The sequence below is a fragment of the Endozoicomonas euniceicola genome (assembly GCF_025562755.1).
Taxonomy (GTDB): Bacteria; Pseudomonadota; Gammaproteobacteria; order Pseudomonadales; family Endozoicomonadaceae; genus Endozoicomonas_A; species Endozoicomonas_A euniceicola.
In genome coordinates this window covers 4,443,700-4,466,173 of record NZ_CP103300.1, presented here as the reverse complement: position 1 = coordinate 4,466,173, position 22,474 = coordinate 4,443,700, and the positions used below count along the sequence as shown (strand labels likewise).

At 47.3% G+C, this 22,474-nt stretch carries 23 protein-coding genes; 10 read left to right on the top strand and 13 right to left on the bottom strand.

Translation table 11 applies throughout. From position 1 onward, the window contains the following. Positions 1-36: 36 nt before the first annotated feature. A complete protein-coding gene (locus NX720_RS17940) occupies positions 37-1,134 on the top strand; it encodes a site-specific integrase (protein WP_262596417.1) in 1,098 nt (365 codons plus the stop codon). A gap of 348 nt (positions 1,135-1,482) precedes the next feature. Here NX720_RS17940 and NX720_RS17935 read toward each other — a convergent pair whose 3' ends face one another. After that, positions 1,483-1,632, bottom strand: coding sequence for a hypothetical protein (locus NX720_RS17935; protein WP_262596416.1), 150 nt, complete (start codon positions 1,630-1,632; stop codon positions 1,483-1,485). 139 nt (positions 1,633-1,771) lie between these two features. Here NX720_RS17935 and NX720_RS17930 point away from each other — a divergent pair, with 139 nt between their 5' ends. The 7 genes from NX720_RS17930 to NX720_RS17900 all read left to right on the top strand — a co-directional run bounded on the left by NX720_RS17930 (position 1,772) and on the right by NX720_RS17900 (position 9,471). Further along, a complete protein-coding gene (locus NX720_RS17930; protein WP_262596415.1) occupies positions 1,772-2,341 on the top strand; it encodes a recombinase family protein in 570 nt (189 codons plus the stop codon). A 139-nt stretch (positions 2,342-2,480) separates the two neighbouring features. Continuing rightward, entirely contained in the window at positions 2,481-3,749 is a 1,269-nt protein-coding gene (locus NX720_RS17925; protein ID WP_262596414.1) for an AAA family ATPase, read from the top strand. A gap of 422 nt (positions 3,750-4,171) precedes the next feature. Further along, entirely contained in the window at positions 4,172-4,486 is a 315-nt protein-coding gene (locus tag NX720_RS17920) for a hypothetical protein (RefSeq protein WP_262596412.1), read from the top strand. Between the two features lie 339 nt (positions 4,487-4,825). Then, entirely contained in the window at positions 4,826-5,692 is an 867-nt protein-coding gene (locus NX720_RS17915) for a hypothetical protein (protein ID WP_262596410.1), read from the top strand. A 729-nt stretch (positions 5,693-6,421) separates the two neighbouring features. Next, positions 6,422-6,706, top strand: coding sequence for a hypothetical protein (locus NX720_RS17910; protein WP_262596408.1), 285 nt, complete (start codon positions 6,422-6,424; stop codon positions 6,704-6,706). A 192-nt stretch (positions 6,707-6,898) separates the two neighbouring features. Next, positions 6,899-9,112, top strand: coding sequence for a DUF1631 domain-containing protein (locus tag NX720_RS17905; RefSeq protein ID WP_262596407.1), 2,214 nt, complete (start codon positions 6,899-6,901; stop codon positions 9,110-9,112). A 32-nt stretch (positions 9,113-9,144) separates the two neighbouring features. Next, a complete protein-coding gene (locus tag NX720_RS17900) occupies positions 9,145-9,471 on the top strand; it encodes an Hpt domain-containing protein (RefSeq protein ID WP_262596406.1) in 327 nt (108 codons plus the stop codon). Here NX720_RS17900 and NX720_RS17895 read toward each other — a convergent pair. The 5 genes from NX720_RS17895 to NX720_RS17880 all read right to left on the bottom strand — a co-directional run bounded on the left by NX720_RS17895 (position 9,462) and on the right by NX720_RS17880 (position 12,552). Next, a complete protein-coding gene (locus NX720_RS17895; protein WP_262596404.1) occupies positions 9,462-10,082 on the bottom strand; it encodes a MarC family protein in 621 nt (206 codons plus the stop codon). The genes NX720_RS17900 and NX720_RS17895 overlap by 10 nt on opposite strands. An 86-nt stretch (positions 10,083-10,168) precedes the next feature. Further along, positions 10,169-11,089, bottom strand: coding sequence for an MBL fold metallo-hydrolase (locus NX720_RS17890; protein WP_262596403.1), 921 nt, complete (start codon positions 11,087-11,089; stop codon positions 10,169-10,171). 123 nt (positions 11,090-11,212) lie between these two features. Next, positions 11,213-11,482, bottom strand: coding sequence for a helix-turn-helix domain-containing protein (locus tag NX720_RS17885; protein ID WP_262596402.1), 270 nt, complete (start codon positions 11,480-11,482; stop codon positions 11,213-11,215). After that, the gene (locus tag NX720_RS27230; protein ID WP_404831102.1) at positions 11,463-11,594 is read right to left on the bottom strand and encodes a type II toxin-antitoxin system mRNA interferase toxin, RelE/StbE family; all 132 of its coding nucleotides are present in this window, start codon (positions 11,592-11,594) and stop codon (positions 11,463-11,465) included. Before NX720_RS27230 ends, NX720_RS17885 begins: the two co-directional genes overlap by 20 nt. An 85-nt stretch (positions 11,595-11,679) precedes the next feature. Then, entirely contained in the window at positions 11,680-12,552 is an 873-nt protein-coding gene (locus NX720_RS17880; protein WP_262596400.1) for a LysR family transcriptional regulator, read from the bottom strand. Between the two features lie 180 nt (positions 12,553-12,732). Between NX720_RS17880 and NX720_RS17875 the strand changes: the two genes are divergently transcribed. Then, a complete protein-coding gene (locus tag NX720_RS17875) occupies positions 12,733-14,052 on the top strand; it encodes a C45 family autoproteolytic acyltransferase/hydolase (RefSeq protein ID WP_262596398.1) in 1,320 nt (439 codons plus the stop codon). Between the two features lie 55 nt (positions 14,053-14,107). Here the strand turns inward: NX720_RS17875 and NX720_RS17870 are convergent, their stop codons facing one another. From NX720_RS17870 to NX720_RS17845, 6 genes are all read right to left on the bottom strand, one after another. Then, on the bottom strand, positions 14,108-15,310 hold the full coding sequence (locus tag NX720_RS17870; protein WP_262596396.1) for a cation:proton antiporter: 1,203 nt from the start codon (positions 15,308-15,310) through the stop codon (positions 14,108-14,110). Between the two features lie 75 nt (positions 15,311-15,385). Next, entirely contained in the window at positions 15,386-16,675 is a 1,290-nt protein-coding gene (locus NX720_RS17865) for a serine hydrolase domain-containing protein (RefSeq protein ID WP_262596394.1), read from the bottom strand. Positions 16,676-16,792: 117 nt separating this feature from the next. Further along, complete coding sequence (locus NX720_RS17860; protein ID WP_262596392.1) at positions 16,793-18,181, bottom strand: serine hydrolase; 1,389 nt, start codon at positions 18,179-18,181, stop codon at positions 16,793-16,795. Between the two features lie 183 nt (positions 18,182-18,364). Then, the gene (locus NX720_RS17855; protein ID WP_262596390.1) at positions 18,365-19,123 is read right to left on the bottom strand and encodes a hypothetical protein; all 759 of its coding nucleotides are present in this window, start codon (positions 19,121-19,123) and stop codon (positions 18,365-18,367) included. A gap of 196 nt (positions 19,124-19,319) precedes the next feature. Further along, positions 19,320-20,009, bottom strand: a complete 690-nt coding sequence (locus NX720_RS17850; protein ID WP_262596388.1) for an SDR family oxidoreductase — start codon at positions 20,007-20,009, stop codon at positions 19,320-19,322. Then, positions 20,002-21,009 (bottom strand): adenosine deaminase, encoded by a 1,008-nt coding sequence (locus NX720_RS17845; RefSeq protein WP_262596387.1) that lies wholly within the window; start codon positions 21,007-21,009, stop codon positions 20,002-20,004. The genes NX720_RS17850 and NX720_RS17845 overlap by 8 nt, the downstream gene beginning before the upstream one ends. Before the next feature lie 92 nt (positions 21,010-21,101). Between NX720_RS17845 and NX720_RS17840 the strand changes: the two genes are divergently transcribed. After that, positions 21,102-21,815 (top strand): hypothetical protein, encoded by a 714-nt coding sequence (locus tag NX720_RS17840; RefSeq protein WP_262596386.1) that lies wholly within the window; start codon positions 21,102-21,104, stop codon positions 21,813-21,815. 9 nt (positions 21,816-21,824) lie between these two features. Here NX720_RS17840 and NX720_RS17835 read toward each other — a convergent pair whose 3' ends face one another. After that, positions 21,825-22,466, bottom strand: a complete 642-nt coding sequence (locus NX720_RS17835) for a hypothetical protein (protein WP_262596385.1) — start codon at positions 22,464-22,466, stop codon at positions 21,825-21,827. Positions 22,467-22,474 lie beyond the last annotated feature (8 nt).

Sequence of the window (22,474 nt, the reverse complement as noted above, 5' to 3'; positions counted from 1 at the left end):
TTTAGGTTAATAGATTTGATACTGGAAATACGCAGTTTGGAACTAAATATCTTTGCCGATCTGAAGACGGAACTTGAAGCAGCCAGAGCCAAGGCTTGCAGTTTACTCACTGCCACCATTGACGGTTGCCTGAATGAATTGCCAGAGGCAGAGGAAAGTTATTTCCCGTTAATGGACAGGCAGGACGCAGAGAACGCCCAAAAGTACGCCGACAGTATCAGAAAGGTTTGCAGGCTTGATACTGAAATCAATACTAATAATACCAATCACAATACTATTAATACTTTACCTACAAAGCCTGAACCGCAGATACCCAGCATTGAGGCATTGTTCAACCAGTACTGCCAAAGTAGGGTAAAGATCGGGAAGTGGAAGCCACACCGGATAAACTGGAACACCCAGCAGTCACGGAAGGCACTGGACGCATTCATTGAGAGTAGCGGTATTACCTGTGTGACTGAAGTCAGTAAGGGTGATGTGTCTACCTTCAAAGAATCAATATTGGAACAATACTCACCTAAAACCGCTGAATGGAAGTTTGCTCAAGTCGCTAGCTTGTTCAGTTGGATAGTCAAGAATACAGACCACCTTGAAATATCACGGTTTCAACAGGTAGGCGGCTTTGGTTCTGTCGAAGGCAACAGCACACCGCCGATGACTCCCGATCTGATGCAGCAGCTATTAGCCACCAGCCCGGAGGAACATCACAATGCCTATCGCTTGTATTATTTTACTGGCATCAGGACAGGTGAATTGCTTAATTGTGCGGCATGGGAAACCAAAGACAGTATCAAGTGCCTGAAGATCACCGACACGAAAACCAAAGCAGGTGACAGACTTATCCCATTACACCACTCAATCGTTGACCTTTACGGCTCAAGCCTCGCAGGTTGCAGAGCTACATTAAACAAGTGGATACGTCGGACACATGAAGACTATAGTGTCTATTCGTTTCGTCATGGTATGGCTAACAGGCTGCGTGCAGTGGAGACCTGTACTGATGGATTACTGGCAGCGGTGCTAGGCCATACTCAGAAACAGATAGCTCATAAAGTCTATGGGACAGGCTTTGATGTGCAGCGTATGAGAAAGGTAATTGATTTAATACCAGCGTTAGACGAACGGCAGTCATAGAGGCACCTAGGAGACGATTTAAGGCATGACCCTATGCAGTTGGATAGGTTCAGTAGAAAAGCTCTCAGAACGGCTTAAATTGGCTCTGAGCATTTCAGGCTGTTTGTGTGACCGTATTTATACCGGCGTATATATCTAGGGTACCTTATATATACAGCGGGTTTCCTATTGCCGGTTTTAAAAATACCACACACTTCTGTCACCTTTCTTACCTATATATCCGGCGCGAAAAGTCCCCCATGCCGGTCTGGCGGCTTGCCTTTCGGGTTGCCTATTGCCGCCAGCGTTGACCGATGACCCGTCCCTTTTTTCTACCGGGACTGGCGACGACTGCCACTACTGAAACGATTACTCATATAGTAGTGGTGGTGTTAGTCCAGCCACCAGCCTGACCAGAGACCAGCCATTGATCAGCACGACCAGACCTGAGTGGGTAAAACGCCCACCCAGCCGACTACCAGCCACCAGCCAGACCACAGCAAGCCTAAGTATCAACACAGTATCATCAAGCGACCAGTTATTAATACCTCAGAAAGTGTCATTATTCAGGTATCAATAAATAGGGTATTGCAATTGTTAAAACCTAAAGGTATCATGAACACACTTAATGACACCTCAACAGGAAAAGGTATTAGTTATGAGCCGTACATTTGCATACTGCCGAGTATCAACAGCTGAACAGACAACAGAGAATCAGGCTATCGCTATCCGCAAGCAGTACGACGTTATCGATACACGTATCATCAGTGAAACCATTAGCGGTGCTGTAGTCGCCAGTGAACGACCTGAGTTCAACCGCCTGCTTGATCGATTAGAGACTGGCGACACTCTGGTTGTTCTGAAGCTTGACCGGTTAGGACGTGACATGATTGATGTACTGGCTACCATTGACCGGCTGCAAGATATGGGAATCAAAGTGGTCAGCATGGACTTGCCCTGCAACGACCTGACCAGCTCAGAGGGCAAGCTCATCTTACGGGTATTTGCCTCTGTTGCTCAGTTTGAAAAAGATCGTATTCGTGAACGCACAATCGAGGGACAAGCAAGGGCAAGGGCAGCAGGTAAAGTGATCGGCAGACCAGTAGCCACAAAGACAACAGACAAGGTACAGGCTTTGAAGTCTGAAGGCTTGAAGCAAACACAAGTGGCTAAGGAACTTGGCATCAGTCTGCCGACAGTCAAACGCCACTGGAATAAGACGGCGTGAGTGGAAGCACTTATATTTTTATTATTTGAAATAGTGCCAAAGTAAAAAGGCAAGTTAATCAGGTGGTGAAACTGCGAGGCGACTTTTGGAACAGAAACCTCGCAGCCAGCCACCAGCAACCCATAGGAGTAAGTCACTAATGACTGATTCAGTATACAACACTACCAATACACCTATCCAGCCAGCACCAGAAGTGGTTGAGTTCTTTGGAGCAGAAGAGCTTGCAGGTATGCAGGCAGAACTGGAGGCTGACAATGGGCAGTCACTCGCAGCAACTGGCAAACTGTACCTGAAACACAACACGGCAGACGGTACGCCACGTAAACGAGCGCTGGACGATGACACGGCTGAACAACTAGCCGATGGGTTTATTACTGAAGAGCAGTTGCAGCAACGTATTAAAGAACGATTTAAAGGAACGATGATGTCAGACGACAATGCAGAAGTAACTGCACCGGACTGGTTAGTCTGGGACTGGTACGAAAAGGACAGCGTATCTTGTGTATTCGCACCACCAGCCAGCGGTAAATCATTTATGACCATCGACCTTGCTTGCTGCGTGGCTACAGGCACACCATGGCAAGGGCATGACGTTGAACAAGGGTTTGTATTCTACATTGCAGGCGAGGGTTACAACGGTATTAAACGTCGTCTGAAGGCATGGCGGATTAAGCACCAGAAAAGCATCGACCCAACGGACAAGGGTGGTCTGGCGATGACTGATAGCCCTATCCTGATTGGGGAACCTGAAGGGTTGGTTGAACTGTTTGACAATATTGATTACTGCTTTGACGGCGTGGCACCTAACCTCGTTGTCATTGATACTGTTGCCCGTTGCTTTGGCTCTGGTGACGAGAACAGCACAAGGGATATGAACGCCTTTGTTAAGGCAGTGGACAAGATCAAAAAGAAATACGGCTGTACTGTGCTGTTAGTTCACCACACTGGTCATGGTACTCAAGAGCGTGGTCGTGGCAGTTCGGTTCTGATCGGCGCATTAGATTCTGAATACAAGATCAAGAAGTCAGAGGACAGTATCGTTACTCTGTCATGTACGAAAATGAAGGACGGCGTTGAACCAAAGCCAATGAACTTTGAGTTCGCCACTGTTGACCTCGGAGTAATTGACAAGAAAGGGCGCATGATCACCAGTGCTGTGCTGTTGCAGACTGATAAAGAGCCTCAGCAGGTTGATAAGATCAAGCCGCTAGGTAAGAACAAAGAGGCTGTATTGCAGGCGGTACGGTCACGAATGGCAGCAGGTGAACCGCATACGTACGCAGTGGTACGGGATGACCTGAAGGCGCAAGGCATTAAGATCAGCAATTACTCAAACTGGGTAACTGACCTTGTTGAAAGTGGACACCTTGAAAAGAACGGCGATGTGTTGACGCTGTTGGTTATGTAAATTTCTACTCTTCTTGTTCTTGTTTTCCCTAGGGTTTCAAAGAGCAAGAAGAGCTAAAAACATAGATAAGTAGTTACCACCTCACCTACTCACCCACCTACTCACTCACTCACTCGTTTCTATAGGGTAAAGGGGAAGTGAGTGAGCTATAGCCCTTTAAAATCAAGGGGTCGTATAAGTACGTAGAGGTGAGCAAGGAAAACTAGAAAAAGAGCAAAGGGCGACTGCAATGGTTGCCCTTTTTTGTAAAGTTTTCCCGTCACCACACGACACCGCCTGCACACTCACCAAGCCTCAAAACCGATCACACTGGTACACCAATCCAGTGGAAGTAAAGACGTCAGATACCACCTTTCAATCAGCGAAAGACGTTGATCAAATAGCCACGCATTCCGACGCAGCAACAGGAGCAGGTACAAGGCATGGAGTACATCAACGCAGCCACGAACAGTGATGAGCTACGGGACGCCGCAGACGTAGCGGGTATTGACCGGAACGAACTGGAAACGATTAGGGCAGTAGTGGAAGCGGAAGCGGTACTACTTCCAGAGACTAGAGACCAGCCGGAGCTGACTGGTGAATCACTGGGCATACTGGACAGACTACTGATACCGGACAGCGACAGTACACGACAAACCATTTACGCCATTGCTGAAAGGTACAAGGTTTTGGCAGTGACCGGAAATAGGACAAAATACCGCACTTTTCGAGCATGTGAAAGTGACTCAAAGAGCTAGAGGCCACGGATAGCAAGGGGTCTAGCGGCTTAGGCTTTTCCCCTTCCTTATAGAGAGCAGGGATATATCAGATTCATGTATGAATGACTCTATACCCGGTAATTAGTCGAACGACGTATGACGCCTGCGGATGGCTAGGGGTTGTCCCATTGACAGCCACCAGCACACTGAAAAGTCAATACGTCGGTTTGACAGTTTGAGAATTGAGTCAGTACAACCAGTACAACCACTATGTCGTTTTGACATACTGAGAATTGAGCCACCAGCACCACCAGTACCAAATACTTTTAATACCCGAATATTCGGGATTTAGATTTAGCCAACATTGGAGAAAACCTAATGAATACCTCTATCACCAGCCTCAACAATGTAATCAAAGACGAACGGTTCCAAGTACGGGCTGAAGTATGCCCCGAACATATCAAACAGCTTGCCTTGAGTATCCTTGAAGACGGACAACAAACCACGCTAAAGGTCTGGCGTATTGACGACGCACCAGCACTGAAACCTGACGGTACACCAATACCTCAATACTGGTTGGTTGACGGTTTCCATCGCTGGAACGCATTAGACTCTATCCGCAAAGAACACGGTCAAAACGTCAATGCCAAGATCGAAATAGTTGGTACTGGTGCTGATGTATATGCCGCCAAAAGATACGCCATTCAAGCGAACTCAGAGCATGTATTGGCAAAGCCACGGACTAACGCCGATAAACAGAATGCCTGTACTGAAGCTGTTGATGTGTTGTTGAATACTGGAAGCAATGTTTGGCGTATTGAATACAAAGAAGTAGCAACAATGGCTTGTGTGTCTGAAGCAATGGCAAAGAAAGCCGTTGCAGGAATCAATAAGAGTCTTAAGGTTAAACGGGACATTGCTATTGATGAACTGGAAGCAGAAGGCAAGACACAGACTGAGATAGCTGAACAGTTGGGACTAAGCCGTCAGGTTGTCCACGTCAATCTGTCAAAAAAGGATACGGTATCTAATTTTGACAAAGAAGCTGAACCTACGGTCAAGCCTGAAGTACCACCAACAGCTAAACCAGAAGCACCGGAAGTAAACCTGTTTACCAATAGTTTCAGGGAAGCACTGACACCAGTACTACCACAGCTAAAAACCAATCCTGAATTGTATGCTGATCTGAAGACAACACATAGCCTGATGGGACACATACTGGAAACTTTCAAACCTGAAGCTTAACCAGAAGCACTAATAAGCTAAAACGGCTTATTTAATACGTCTGTGCTTGCATGGAACTGGTGTTACCCTTGCTAGCTTCAGTTTTATGCAAGCTCGTTAACGTCTGGTACTGGTATACATCAGCAGTGGTGGTACTACTTCAGAATACATACTCATTAGTAATACATCATTAGTAATACATCATTAGTAATACATCATTAGTAGGTTACTATCTCTAGCTCTATCTTAAGATATCTATAGTATGTCTTTCCTTTCCGTCTTTCTATAAGGGAGGTAAAAAGGCACTAACCCCACAGCCCACGTATAGCAAGGGCTTTAGCTTTTCACACTGGTATTCGACCGTGTAAAAGTGACCCACTTTGTCCTATTTCCGGTCAGCACCGCTACAGCCCACGGTTTGCAAGGGCTGGAGAGAATGACTCAAATCCGGTCAGTACGCCAGCACCGGACAAAACCGCAAGTTTCTACAGTACACCAGCACACCCACCAGCAACAGCGCGCAGATTTCCGCACTGTTTGCTCGCTAAAAATAGGGAGCAAAAGCTGACCCCTCGAAACGAAGTCCCACCACCTGCACACACACCAGCGACAACAATTCACGAACAAACCTGCCAACATTTATATACTGTGCTAACCTGAAGCCCTGTTAAATCAAGGGACTAGGACAATGAGCAACGGCAACTCAGCTATAGTAAATGGATGAGCCAGCCCACAAACGGGAGCCCCAATATGATCAATAACACTGATGCAGAGCCTCTACGCCCTGATAGCAGCCGCAACCCGGTCGACCCGGTTCAGCCTAAAAGCCCGGTTGATGCCATTGAAGCGGATCGTTTCTCAGACATGATGAAGAAAAACAAAGATATGGAAGCGGCTGCAAGTGATAACCAGGCAGCTGAAGGGGAAATAACGCCTGAAGAACTACAAAGGCAAATTCGGGAAGGAATGTTTAAAACCGGATTCCAAAAAGCCATTGAAAGAGCAAAAGAAATGACAAAAGAAATGAAGCAATGACACTTGATGCCATGAACTATATCACTGACAAAAAATTGACAACAAGAATATAGCGTCGTTCTTATATGAAGTTAATTTATAAAAAGTAACCAGCAAATAAATTACAATAATAAAAATATGTTTTTTTAAGTTCAATCAAAAAACTAGAACACACACTAATAAAAATACTCATAGTACAGGGAGTTGTTGTACATGTCTGAGCAGCGTAGTAATGTCGTTTCTATCAACACGCCAACCTCACCTGTTGCGCAGTTTGAGATAGAAATGCTATTTGAAACACTGTTAAACCAATACATCCTTCCCAAGATCAATCCTGCCGTTAATTCTTTAGCTGACCATGTATCGGAAAAACAGCTCACAGCTGCCAGCGACATTGACCTGATGCAATTAATTGAAACAGGAAAAAAAGTAAAACGCTCCAAGGCTGAGATAGTTGAAGCATTTACCAAACACCTGTTCAACAGTGTCAGTGAATGGACTGAAGCTAAAAAAACGACGGATAATTTCCAGCCAGACAATGACTTATGTTTAGTTGATAATACGATCCTTGAACAAAAGCTGGCCTGGCAGGCAGCCGCCAGACAAATGGAAATCTGCGAACAAGTGCAGAATCTTTATAACTGTGAATCACGCCTGCAAGACTTTACACCTTCAGACTCTACACATCTGCCCATTGGTTCAATGGCCCTTTGCGAAGCATTTGCCAGTGCTTTGGTACCGTTAAATCTTGATGTTGATACGGCTCAGGAATTTTTATCACTGTTCACTAAGCATCTGAAATTCACGACTGCACAAATGTGGCAACAGGCAGATACCGATCTCTCAGAGATGGGGCTGGAACTGAACACACCAAAAATATCTTCTTACACTGAAACGATTGCTAGCACTAACTCAAAAAAGAATACCAACCAGGAACTAACCAATAGTAATAGCGATACCGATAGCGATCTGGTAAACCAGATTGCCCAGCAGGTGGTTTCAAGAGTTGAATCAATGATTGGTCAGCAATTTAACAAAACCCTGAATGAAACAGGTGCCGATTCTTTTATCATTTCTGCAACGAGTTATCCAACTGAGGATCTCGCCTCAACATTAACCAGCATTCAGGATGAGTTATCAGAGCAAACTTCATCCATTTCAAATTTATCAGAATCTATTAAACATGCCTTAATAAATCGGGGAATTACACAAAATCTTTCTCCCCGACAGGAAGACCTGATTAATCTTGTCGGTTTATTATTTGAATACATCATAGACGACCACGAACTACCGGATATCATTAAAAAAATCATTGGACTTCTGCAAATACCCGTTCTAAAACTGGCTTTAATTGATCAGGATTTCTTATCCAACAGAGAGCATCCCGGCAGACAACTATTGAATGATATGACATCTGCAGGCATGCACTGTAAAGACAGTGACGAACCTGTTGTTCATCTTATTGAAAATACCGTCAAAACAATTATCCGCAGCTTTACAGACAATCCCAATATATTTTCTGAATGTCTCGACGAATTTAATAAAGAACTGTTATTGATCAACAAATGTTCAATACAGACCGTTGAAGACGACCTGTGGGATACCGACAGTGCAGGGGAAGCAATCCTTAACACACCAGAATTAACCAAAGAATATTCAGAGCCGGTCATCGACCCTGCCAGTAATACGACAGCGGTATCTCCTATCGATGATATAGTGGACTCTTATCTCACCAGGCATAATGTGCCGAAGTCCCTTAAAGAGCTGGTATGCTCAGGCTGGAAAGCCGTTCTACAGTTCTCTTTTGAGCAGGGCAGCTCTGATGAAGAATGGTTTCACCGAGTCAATACTCTGGATATGTTACTGTGGAACCTTCAGGAAAATCGCCAGAAAGACATACCGGATGATGACTGGCAAATACTGAAAAATTATCTTCTTGATCAGTTTAATGGAGTTGAAATTAATCCATTCGCTGTAGCGGAATGGCTTCATGCCATTGACTCCATGACCAATAAACATATTGGTCTTGAAGAAGAGATCGTTATCCAGAAGCAAGCCGACCAGCAAAAAAACAAACCAATAGTAGAAACGGATGAAATCAGGGAGTCTGAATTCCCTGAACCGGAAATCGACCTTTCAATCTCTGATACCCTGCCACAGCCATTTTCTGGTACAGAAATGCCTGTTGTTGGTCAGTGGGTTGAGTTCATCGGTAAAAATGATCACCACCTGCGCTGTAAACTGGCGACCATCAACTGTCACACAGACCGTTATGTCTTTGTTAACAAATCGGGTATGAAGGTCGCGGAGTGGTCAGGCCCGGAGCTGGAAAAATCAATACAAAACCACAGAGTTGAACTGCTGGACAATCAGCAATTCTTTGACCGGGCATTACAAGCTGTCATGAATAAATTCCTGAAATTTTAAATGCAGGAAAGATAGAGGATCGGAAAACCGTCATGCTGGACCTGACTAACCTTCGGATGATCACTAATGGTAATAAGACCATGCTCAACGCGCTCTTGACGGAGTTTATCAGCACAACAGATCACGACCTGAAAGAGCTAAGCAGTGCTATCACTGACCAGAAATACGGCTCAATAGCCAGACTCTCTCATCGAATAAAAGGGGCTGCTGCAATCGTTGGTGCATCAGAGCTTGTTGAGTTAACGGCAAAACTGGAAGCAGCTGCCTATCAGTCCGGTCAGGATAACCCATCTGATCTGCTGGATAGAATCGTTCACTGCTATAAAAATGTTTCTGAAGAAATCAACCACTACAAATGACTGGGCGGCCCTGCCCCAAGTCCTGCAAATCCCTGCAAAACAATTTCAACCGCCAACGCGCAAAGCAGCATTCCCATCACCCTGATCAAAATGGCAGAACCGCTGTCTCCCAGCCATTTATGAATGGTGTTAGCCATCAATAGAAGCAGATAGGTAATAAGAAGAACCACTACAAGAATAATGGATGTCAGGATTTGCTCGTCCAGACCATACCTGCGGTTGTCGGTAATAATAACGACAGCGGTCAAAGCGCCGGGGCTTGCCATGGAAGGAATCGCCAGAGGAAAAACGGCAATATCATGCCCTGGTTCAGCCCGGTCATGGGAGTGAGAAACATCTTCTCCAAAAATCATTTTCAAAGAAAAAATGAACAGGATTACGCCCCCCGCCATCTGGAATGACCCCAGACGAATGCCCATGGCGGTGAGGATCAATTGTCCGACAACGATAAACAGCAGCAAAATGGCTCCGCTATAAATCGTCGCCCGCAACGCTATACGATTACGATCACCGGGAGAAAAACCACCCGTGATTGATAAAAAGAGCAACAAGGTTCCAATCGGATCAATAACGGCAAAGAGAAGTACAAAGTCGTGGATCAGTTGTTGCATAGGTGCGCCGTTAGCTGAGAAATAGAGGGTATTGGTTACTATCTATTGGTAACTATCGACCATCCCCAGACTTACTTTTCTCAGAGTTATTTTTGCAGGGCTTGCCAAACCTGCTTATCCCGCTCTGCGGTCCAGATAGAAGGGACAGTTAAGCCAGAAGCCTCATCAAAGGCTCTGGACACATTAAATGGCAGACAATGCTCATAGATCACCCAGGATGAGTAATCCCTGTCCATTTTCATGCGGATATAGTCAAAAGTGTCTGCGAGCTTCATACCCTGAGCAACAGCATCACTGGCGTATTCATAGAGTCGTGAAACATAGCCACTGGTGGTGGATATGGCAGTTTGCGAGCCTTCCTGACTTTTCATCGCTTTGCCACGACCCGGTAATAACTGCAAAGGCTCCATTTCCAGCAAGCGACCCAGTGTTTGCGGCCAGCAATGCAGATAGGCATCACCACAGTAGGGCGTAGCGCCTGACTCGACCAGGTCGCCCGCAAACATTATGCGCTGTTCAGGAAGCCAGAGAATCGTATCTCCCCCTGTATGCCCGGGCCCCGGATGAATGATTTCAACCTTCAGATTTCCCAGGTCAATGGTCAGGCACTCATCAAACAGAATATCCGGCCTGGTCAGGCCTGTGATCGTCTCGTGGTTTTCAAACAATCTGGGAAAACGTCGCAGTTCCGATTCCCAGTCCTGCTTTCCCCGCTCAGTGATAAGTTCAGATGTTGCATGGCTGGCAATGACTTTAGCCCCGGAGAATGCAGAGGCTCCCAGTGTTCTGACCGCATGATAATGACTGAGTACCACGTAGCAGACCGGCAGGTCAGTCACTTCTTTGAGGGCATCCAGAACCTTCTGCGCCATTGCCGGGGTGGCCTGGCTGTCAAAAACCAGAACCCCTTCAGTGCCAACCACTACACCGGTATTGGGATCGCCTTCTGCGGTAAAGGCATAGACACCTTCAGAGAGCATTTCAAAAGTCATGGATTTTGCGGTCATGTCCGCCGAGGAGGCAAATGATTTAGGCATTGCAAAGGTCGTACCGAAGGAGGATGGAACCTCAGTATAGTTCTATCTTCAGCAAACATTGTTCCAGTTTCACCTACCAGAAGCCTGTCGAGCTTAACTTACTCTCTGGTTGACATCCCAGCCAGGAAAGCACAAGACAGCAGGATGGCAACTCAGAGCGATAGCAAGCTGTTTGGCCCGGTGGATGCCCAGGCTTACAGTGTTGTTTTCGATGGCAGACAGGGTGGACTGAGGGATGCCGGTACGCTCCGCCAACTGGTTCTGACTGAGCCCCTGAAGTTCGCGCAGAATGCGAACGGATTCACCCACTGTTACATCGATCTGTTTAGTGGCGGGAAGCCATTCATCGTTTTTTGTAGTCATGGGCTGTCACCTTGATGACCTTGACCTGCACCATTTGGGGTTCGATGGTGTAGATCACGCGGTATTGTTTGTTCAGGCGTAAGGAGCGATAACCGTTCCAATCGCCAGTCAGCGCTTCGTCGTGAAAGCCTTTGATGAGTCTGAGTCCGGACGGGCCGGATTGAGGTTTTTCAAGGACTGAACACGCTTATGGCCGTTTATGACTGAAAGGTCGAACTGGCAATAATATCCATCAAATGCTGCATCACCGGTCCTGGCTGGCGGTCTGCACGCCAGAGCAAACCCACTGGCCACCGATAAACTGCCTGGGGGTGGCTCAATATAACCATCTCGCCGTCACGAATCTTCTCTATAGCAAAGCTTTTTGGACAATAGGTCCAGCCCAGCCCCCGCATAACCAGGTCAATGGCGGTTTTATAATCAGAGACCTGCCAGAAACTGTCAGATATGCGTATTTTTTTGGAGTCTGATGAAGAGTGAAGCCGGGTCCAGATCTGTCGCTGATTATAGAGTTCCGTGACCTGGAGATAATCATAACTGGCCAGTGGATGATCACGATGACAGACCGCAACAAAATCAGAAAAACCAATCTGCCGACAAACAAAACGAGATAAATCCGGCTCAACCAGACTGGTATAAACAAAATCTATTTCACCGGATTCAACACCATAAATCAGCTCATCATCAAACCCGGTTTTTATCGTCAGGTTCAATGTGGGGTGAGCGTGTTCCAGTTCTTGCAAAGCGTCAATAATGAAACTCTGTTCAACGCCATGGTCCATTCCGAATGTAAGACTTTTTTCATCATTTTGCAGAATGTTGGACACTTTGCGTTCCAGCATATCAGCACTGGCCAGCAGCGAACGGCAAACAGAGAGAAGACTCTTGCCTTCATCCGTCAGTACTGGCTTATAGCCGGTTCGGTCAAATAAACTGACACCCCACTCATCTTCCAGTGCCGAAATCCAGTTGCTCAGCATCGCTCTGGGTTTCTTCATTCTTCTGGCTGCCTCAGAGATCGATCCGGTCTCTTCAGTCAGCATGAACGCCTTGACTGCGTCAATCTTCATGGCTCCCCTCTTTTCGTCTGTTAACACACAACTCTCTGCTACTGATTGGTTACACACTCTGCCATGCATTCTCCGCCAGATGCCCTAAAAATACACAACCTGAAATGACTGAACCTGTCCGGCGATACCAGCTCAGGACGGCCTGAACATTACTGATAGAAGTGATTGATAGCAATGACCATGAAAAGAAAACTGAGTGCAGCCCTACTGGCTTCAGCCATTGCGGCAAGCGTTGTACCAGCCAGCCTGATGGCCAGCGCTCAAGGCCTTACCGGTATTCCTCCTGTTGAGTTTCAGGTGGATCTGGACAGCCAGAAATCCGAGTTCTTTACCGTTGAAGTTAAAGGCACTTCCTATGAGCGCGGCGTTCAGCATGGCGAAGCACTCCGCAAGGTTATCCGTCCAACCCTGAACCGTTTTAAATACGATATGGTGTCAGCGTTTCTGGAAATGGCAGGCACTGACTACACCTGGGACGATTACCGAACCTTCTTTTTTGAAAAGACCGGCCTGTACCAGACAGCCCTGAAAGAAGCGCCAGAACTGGTAGAGGAAATCAGAGGCATCGCCGATGGTGCCAGGCTGGACTTTAAAGATGTCTTTGTCTACAACCTCAACTTTGATGAAACCTTCTGGGTACTGGAAAAAATGACTGGCGTCGACCCGATGCTGGCCTCAGAAAAAGCAGGTCTTGGCCTGCCATCCGGACACTGCTCCCATGGTTCTGTATGGGGTGAAGGTCAGTCAACCGTCGCTTACACCCTGGACTGGACCCGTCATTTCGAAGGCAGTCAGGCACTGATCAAGCATGTTCTGGAAGACGGCACCGTTCTGCTGACCACCACTTATGCCGGTACCCTTATCGGTCATGGCATTAACGCTTCAGAAGGTTACACATTTACTCCACACTCCAAGTTCCAGCTGGCTCACGATGTGGACAATGGCCTGGCCCAGATATTTATCTATCGCAAACTGGTTGAAGCGGGTTCTGTGGACAAAGCCATTAACTTCCTGAACTCAGTAAAACCTGCCGCCGGACTGGCCTATGCCCTGACTGACCATCGTGGCACCCGAACCTTCGAGGTTTCTTCCAATAAAGTGGCGGAAATGAAAACCGACGGTTCGTGGATGGCCATTGCCAATGTTGCCCGGGCGAATGATGACCTGTCCGGTTCCTACCGACAGGAGCTGAAGCTGGAAGGCAAGAAGGTCGATATGCAGGCCCTGCCGGAAATTTACTGGACGCTGAACAAAGACAGCGTTAAGCGGTTCGACATGATTTCAGCGGCAACGAAAGGAAAAACGCCTGCCCAGATGACCGTCGAGAAATGGCAGGAGCTGTTCACCCACAAGCCAATAAACAAGCCGGTGGATGAAAAGATGGAAACGTCTAACCTGTGGCATGTGGTGGAAATTGATAACGAGTTTATTGATTACCACGTCTCTCCGGGAAATCCAGGTCATCTGCCAATGGAAACTTACCGTTTCAAATATCGTTAACAAAAATGCCCCGTTACCGCTGATGTCGGTACCGGGGCGTTTATATTGACCAGATTTAACGCTCTTTACGATCAAAGCGATTCAATAGCAAGGTAAAAGGAACGGCCGTGATTCCGTGTATCACTGCACTAAGCAGTACAGTACACGAAACAATGACCGCCAACTGCTCAGCACCGGCTATATCCTGATTCAGTACGATAACGGCAAAGACAATACTTGCCAGCCCCCGGGGACCAAACCAGGCCAGAAACAGCCTTTTTCCACAACTTTCTTTCGTCCCCACCAGAGACAACAAAACAGGTAGCATTCGAATAACAGTAAGGCTTAACACGGCATATCCGAAAATCTGCCAGGTAAAGTGGTCAATAACTTCAGGAATAACCACTGACCCAAACAGAATCCAGGTCAGCATACCCAGTGTCTCGCCCGTGCCTTCTGTATCGAGCACCAACTCATGCGCCCTTCTTCTGGCTATATAACCAAACAGCAGTCCACCCACAAAAGCGGCAATATAACCGCTGCCATGAAGCGACTGTGCGACAGCAAAGCAGGTCAGGGCCAGCATGGTAACAGGCAGCTGCCCCCAAAGGTCAGTTATCCAGCCCCGCCTCCAGGCATGAAAAATAAACCAGACACCCAATGCCGTGATTGAAAGACCGACAAAAAGGCCAATCCCTATCTCAGTCACCACCAGCTGAACCGCCAGAGCGGATGTGTCATGACTTCCTGCGTCGGCAGTCGCAAGGGCAATAAACAAAAACAGAACAGGTACACAAAGACCGTCGTTTAAGCCACTCTCAACATTAAGCGCCATACGAATATTCGCCGGAACGGCTTTACTGGTGACAACGGTTTTCCCCAGAGCGGCATCCGTTGCACTGAGCATGGTGGCAAGAATCGCCATCTCCCACAGAGTTAACGAATCAAACATCAGCCAGGCAGCCAGAAATCCCACTGCAATGACTCCGGGAAGTCCGATCAATAACATTCGCAGAGGGAGAGACAAACCCGATTTAAGGACCACTTTGTTCACACTGGCAGCATCAGAAAACAACACCAGGGCAAGCACCAGGTCAGCCAGCACTCTTAGCTCAGTGCCTGTCACATCAAGCTGAAGCCAGCCTGCTCCCAACGGTCCCAACAGTAAGCCAAATGTAATGAAAACCACGGGGCCTGAGATGGGTGTTTTTTCTAAGCGGCCTGCCAGAATGCTGTATAGAAATGCAAATGAAGCGAGAATGGCAAGGGGTAAATACATGTTATCTCCATATAAAAAAATACCCCGTTACTGCTGAAAGCGCAGAACGGGGTATTTATCTAACCAGTTCGTTGATTAGGATTTTTTGATGTTATCCATAATCGCCGGAATAGCGGTATGGAAAAAGCCGACCGCCAGTCGTGGTGAAGAGGGAACGTTATAACTACTGAACATGGCGATAACGGTTTTGCTGTCACGCTCTACCGCAATAATCTGACCATTAACCCCGACAGCGATAAGCCATTCCTGACCACCCAGGTTCAATACCCGGAACTGGTCCTTGTAAAAGCCTTCCGCCAAGGCAGCCTCTTTACCTTTCGCCCAGGCATTGCGCACTTCTTTATTGCCTTCCCAGATATCATTCAGCCAGTCTGCGGGAATCACCTGGGTACCATTTTGCGACTGACCATTGTGAGCCCAGATATCACCCATATTGGCAAAATCCCGGGTGGTCATGGTCATGGAGCCACTGGCAATGACGTTTTTCTCCCGGTCAACCATAATGGTGGTGTCCGACGTGAACTGACCTTCATTCCAGATTTTCTCCGCAAGGTAATCCGTAAAATGCCTGCCCACGGCCCGCTGGGTAGCAAGACCCAGAACTTCGGTGTTGTAAGAGTGGTATTCGTACTTCTTGCCCTGCTCGTAAGACAGCTTGGTCAGGTGCGGGGTGTAATCCTTAATACCTACCCAATCTGTATCTACATGGCCGTGCCAGGAGATAGCGTCTTCCATAGAAGTATCCCAGTCATCCCCGTAAACATTCTGCACCTCATCAATCAGGGCGAAGCCGGAACGCATATCAGAAATGTACTGTAAAGGCCCGTCACCAATAACAGTACCTTTGGCTTCTGGCAACCACTTCTTAACCGGGTCGCTGAACTTAAGGTATCCCTCGGACTGGGCTATTGCCATCAATGAGCTGGTGATCGACTTACCCGCTGACATAGTGAGCTGCTTGGTGTCTTTATTGGTGCCGGACCAGTAGTGTTCATGAACCAGCTTGCCATCCTGAAGTACAACCATTGAGCGGTTGTGCAGACGGTCTCTCAGCAAGTCATAGAGGGACAATTCAGAACCATCAACGTCATTAACCTTGACTGACGCCAAATCCAGTGTTTTATCGGATTTCTCAAAACGGCGAGGCTGTTGACTTTTGGAGATCACCGCATGGTCACTGACCCGCTGGGCTTCAATATAAAACATGGACACAAATTCATTGGCGTCCCAGTTAGCTTGAGTAATACCCAGATTGGCGGTTTGATCCAGCATCTTCTGGTCAGCTTCATGGAAGGTCACTGTGGCTGAAGCATTAAATGAGAGGGAGGCAAATGCAACGGCTGTTGCCAGCAATGCTTTTTTCATAACTGATCCTGATTCTGGAGGGCCTGTCAGTGCCCCAAAGAGCAATTAACTCTGAAGCATCCTTTTCGAAGAACAGCTGCGTCCCTGCAACTGCTTATTCTTTAAGGCCGAATGGGATTAGCCTTTGTTTTTCTTAGCCAGCTCGTCAAAAATCGGCTGGATAACGCTACGCACATAAACCTCTACGTAAGCGTAACCGGTTGGCTCGCGGTAAGCGCCCTGAACCGCAATAATATTACCGGTCTCGTGGTCAAAGGCAGAGAAATTACCGTTCACACCAATCATGGTAGAGAATGTTTTGCCGGTTTCAGGATCGGTCACTGTACGCCACTGGTTCTTGTAGAATGCCTGTGGGTAAACCAGCGCTTCATATTCACGCTGAGCCCAGGCATTTTTCACTACCTCATCACCGTTCTTAACGGCGTCAACGTAGGATTTAGGGAATACCTGCTCGCCTTTCCAGTTCTTGCCGTCGTGAACCATCAGGTAGGAACCGATAGCAAAGTCACGAGCCGTCACGTTCATGGAGCCGGAAGCCGCGCTTTCTTTCTCCTGGTTTACGAAGAAGCTGACCGGATAGTTAAAGCCGCCTTTGCTCCAGATGAATTTGTCCAGGGCTTCAGCGTATGGCAGACCGGTGGTACGGGTAACCACCAGACCCAGCATTTCGGTGTTTACGTCACGGTAGGCGTAGAATTCACCTGGTCCGGCAGAAGGTTTAACTTCTTTAGCAAAAACCTTCAGCCACTCACTGAAGTTATTCAGCTGACCGTAAGCGTCTACTGGTGGAACCTGCTTGCCATCCTTGTCCTTCACCAGACCGTTGTAACCCACGGAAACCGCCATGTGGGAGTCCCAGGAACCGGTAGTCAGTCCGGTCATGCCCCAGTTATGGTAGTCATCACGGGACTTGGGAAGATCCCAGACACCTGCCGTCATATCAGCGAAGTTCTGAATGCTGACATTCTCAAACTTGCTGCCTTTAAATTCTGGTGCGTACTTGCCAATCGGGTCGGACATTTTGAAGTAGCCCGCATCAGCAACAGCGAACGCCAGCATGGAAGAAAACGACTTGTGCGCACTCATAACGTGGTGGTTGGTCGTTTCTTCAGTGTTTGACCAATAATCTTCAGAAAGGATTTCACCATCCTTGTTCATGATGACATAACTTTGGATAGCCGCCCGGTCACGCATAACGTTGTACATGCTGATTTTCTTGCCAGGGCGGATATCGTCAACCATCATTTTCGCCGGGTCAAAACCACCCACGACTTTCAGGGGCATTTTATTTTTCGCATCCGGAGTGACCAGCGCGTAGTTATGGTAAAGGTGCGCGTCAGACATGGTGAAGCGCATGTTTTTGGCTTCTTCCCAGTTGGCGGCACTGACCTGGTAAGACTCCAGGTTGTCCAGCATTTTCTGGTCAGGCTGGTGATAAGTGGTGGTGGCGTGGGCAGCAGAAATACCTGCCAGAGAAATGGCAATAGCCAGCAGTTGTTTTTTCATTTACTCGATTTCCCCTGATAACCAGTGAGGATACTGGTCAATAGACTTATGGTTGAATGACGACCGACCTTCCGTTCAGTCGTCTTTTTTTTTAAGCCGAATCCACCATGAAAACCGCAACCTTCAAATCCAGTGTCGCCTATGGCTGTTCAGGCTTGGTAATAATGCCTTAAAAATAGTGGCTTAGAAATAGTGGCTTACACCAAACAGCAGCTCAGCACCGTCAGATTCGAAAGTAGCCAGTCTCTTCTTACCTTCGTTCTTGGTGTAGCCCACTTTCACATCCCACCAGGTTTTGGCGTCTGCGGTTAACGGTGCACCCAGAGAGACTTCCAGTTTCTTAACAGTCACATCTTTCAGATCGGTGTACTGAGGCATGATCATGGAGTACATGCCTTTATCGTTGAGATACACACTGGTGAACAGGTTGAACTGATAACCCTTGCTCTTTTCCTTGGTTGCGCCCACTTTGGCTTCAACGGCAGCCAGGTTTGGATAGAAAGCCAGCCACTCGTTAGCGTCAAACTTACCAATAACACCTACCGCAGCGGTGGTGTCTTTGGTTTTCGCATGACGAATGTAGTCAACGGAAAGACCGACTCTGGACATCACAGAGTTACCGGTGTCAAAGGTGGTAAACAGTCGCCCGCGGGTGTTAGCAGCGCCTTTTCTGTCGAAGCCCTGCTCCAGCAAACCCATATACTGAGCCTTTTCGGTAAAATTACCTGACAGGCCGCCGGTGATTTTGCCTACACCTGTGTCGTAAGATTTTTCGCCTTTAATCTTATCTTTGCTGTAACCTGCCTGCGCCCAGACAAAGGTTTTAGGGCGGGTCAAATCTGCTGGATCAGGCTGATCAGCTTCATTAGCACTAACAGAATGACTCATTAAGATTGCTGGAACCACGGCTGCCGCCAGAGCAGTCATTCTGAACTTATTCATTCGCACCTGACAATTTCTCCTGAAATAGAGCGCAAAAACTTGCCCCGAGTTTTCGGGTCAATAACTAATTGGGGGGCATTTTGCTATCAGGGCTCTATAAGGTCACCTCAAACTCTGTATATTTTTCGATACAGAGTTTGAGGTGCTTCATAAATAGTAGAAATTTGGAAGATGGGGACAGATATTACGGTGTCAATTACCAGGGAATAATCGATCCGTCATAACTGAAAAACTGACCCGACTTGTCAATCGTCAGCTGTTCCATGACGTCACGTAAACCACGAATAGATGTTTCAGTGTTAATCAAGGCATTAGGGCCGCCCATATCCGTCTGAACCCAACCCGGATGACAGATAGCAACGCTGATCCCTCTGTCAAACAGATCAAGGGCAAGGCTTTTACCAACGGCGTTCAGGGCAGCTTTGGAAGAACGATAGATATAGCTTCCACCGGAGGTGTTATCTTCAATACTACCCATTTTGCTGGTCATCAGCAGGATTTTTCCGTCAGCAGCCATCAGGTCAACCAGCTCCTGAACCACCAGCAAAGGAGCAACCGTGTTTATATGCAGAACCTTCATCCACTCCTGCTCATTAACCTCACCAAATGACAACCGCTGACCACTCACACCAGCATTATTAATCAACAGGTCAACGCTCTGACCTTGCAAAGTGTATTTCAGGTTGGTCAGCTGAGCAGCATTAGTGACATCCAGAGGCACAGCTTCAAGCCTGCCTCCAGCCTCTTGCTTCAGCTTCAGTAGCTCTTCCGCAGACTCCGGTGAACGACAGCAGGCGTAAACCTTATGACCTTCAGCCAGATACTGTTTACAAAATTCCAGTCCTAATCCTCGATTAGCCCCGGTAATGACGATTGTTTTACTCATGCTGTTGAAACTCCTTAAAGGCGTTTTCAAGTTGTTGCAGATAGCCAGTCCTCAGCTCAGTACTGATAAAGCTGGCATTAAAACTGTTTTTTACTAACTGGCAGATTTCATCGTCGGTTAACGACAATGCTGACTGAACGGCCCGATAGTTATCATTAACATAGCCACCAAAATAAGCCGGATCATCGGAATTGACCGTCACCAGCAGCCCTTTGTTTAACATAGATTTAAGATTGTGATCTTCAAGGTGACTGAATACTTTTAATTTTTCATTCGACAAAGGGCAAACGGTTAAAGGGACCTGATGTTCAACCAGATAATTCACCAGCTGCTGATCATCCTCACACCGAACACCATGATCAATGCGTTCAGCCCCAAGGCTTTTGATAGCTCCCCAGATATAATCTGCCGGGCCTTCTTCACCAGCGTGAGCGACGGCTTTTAAACCGTAATGCCTTGCCCTGGCAAATACCGCCTTGAATTTTTCCGGGGGATGACCAACTTCAGAAGAATCCAACCCTACCCCAATCATCCAGTGGTGCCAGGGGCGTGACATTTCCAGGGTTTGCATAGCCGCTTCAGCGCTTAAATGACGCAAAAAGCACATAATGATCTGACTGGTAATGCCCAGCTTCTTTTCACCTTCCTGCAACGCTGAATGAATACCCTTGATAACCGTTTCAAAGTGAATACCGCGATCGGTATGGGTTTGAGGATCAAAAAAGATTTCGGTATGAACGACATTGTCCTGCTGACAGCGCAGCAGATAGGCCCAGGTCAGATCATAAAAATCCTGTTCGGTTTGTAATACACCAGCGCCGGCATAATAAATATCAAGAAACGATTGCAGGTCACTGAACTCATAGGCTCGACGAACGTCTTCGACACTGTGGTATGGCAACTGGATATTATTTCGGGCAGCCAGTTCAAACATCAACTCCGGCTCCAACGTTCCTTCAATATGTAAATGTAATTCAGCCTTGGGCAACGCATGGATCATGGCAAAAGCTCCGTCAGATAAATCGGGCTATTATGTCAATAATGGAGTAATAATAAGTCTAATGATACCTTTACACACAGGGATTGAAGGTCATGTCAAAGATTGACGGCAACTCAGGTGTTACACCGCCCCAACAGCCCGCAAATACCAACCAGACCGAAAAGCCTGTTGGCACATTGGGCGACAAAACGGTTTCGCCTCTCTCTCTTGATGAAAACCTGCAACAGGGGCTGCAATCTAAAGTTCACCCCGATACAGACCTTTCAGACCGCTCCATATCTCACCCGCCACTGAACAGGGAAACACTCAGCCTGCTTCGCAACCTGGTCAGGGAAAAGTCATGGGAAGGTGTGCGGGAAGCACTAAACCAGCGGGTAAAAACACCTGAGCACTTTGAACAGCTGGCCCAGATTGCGCCTAAGAACCTTCCTCTGGAAGCCCAGCAACTGGTCATTAACCGCTACGCCGATATTGCGACAGAGCAAATTGTGGGGCATCTGACCCACTTAAAGGGCAGTGCGCAGGAGCAGCTGGACAGCCTGAATTTATACTTCATTCTCCCCGACAGCCCTCACAATGCCGTAAAAACCGTCTGCCAGTCGGTCAGCAACGACTTTATGCAGGCCAGCCAATTCGAACCCGAGCTGGAGCAATCGCTTACAAAGCAACTGGAAACCGACTCCTTCGGACAACTGCAGCAGCACCTGGCCAAACTGGACAGGCGGGTTGCCATTGAAGGCAGCCCGGAGCAGATAGAAAAAAATAACTGGCAGATTAATCAGCGCAATATTGAAGTGAAGCAATGATGGCAACTATCACTGAGCTTCCTGGCCATTAAGCTGCCTTGCAGCTTGCCGGGTTTGCCAACGCATAATGGCAAACATTAAGACCATAGTGGCTATATCAAAACCGATAGCGACGGACTGGGGGGAAATATCCTGGTCTCCTGAATTGCGTCCCATCACATAGCGACCGTGGAGAAAGTAAGCGACACTGAATGCATTAGCGATCACATCCAGTAATGGCCACGTAAAGTCTCTTTTTAAAACCTTGTCAGCACTGCCTTTGTGAACCATGTAAAGGTTGATGACGATACTTCCTGTTGGAGGTGCCGCAGTCAATACAGATGACGTAATACCCAGAAACTGATCAAAGATAATATTAAATCGCGAGACTGTATGGTTATTTTTTGTGGAAGCTGAAAACTTACTCAAACAATAACCGGTTATATTGCCAGGCAATTCCCCTTCCCCTGTCTGTTCTAATAGCTTTTCCTGACAATCTATTACTTTATAAAGATCACGAACATGGTTTCTTAAATAAGCAGCTTCATCACTTACCTTTCCATCGTAAACACTTGCCAGAACAATCGAACTAAAGGAGTCCCCCGCCCAACAAAGTATAAGCCCTACCGCCTTAAATAACTGCTTACCACCCATCACCTGATTCTCATTCAAAGCTCAGG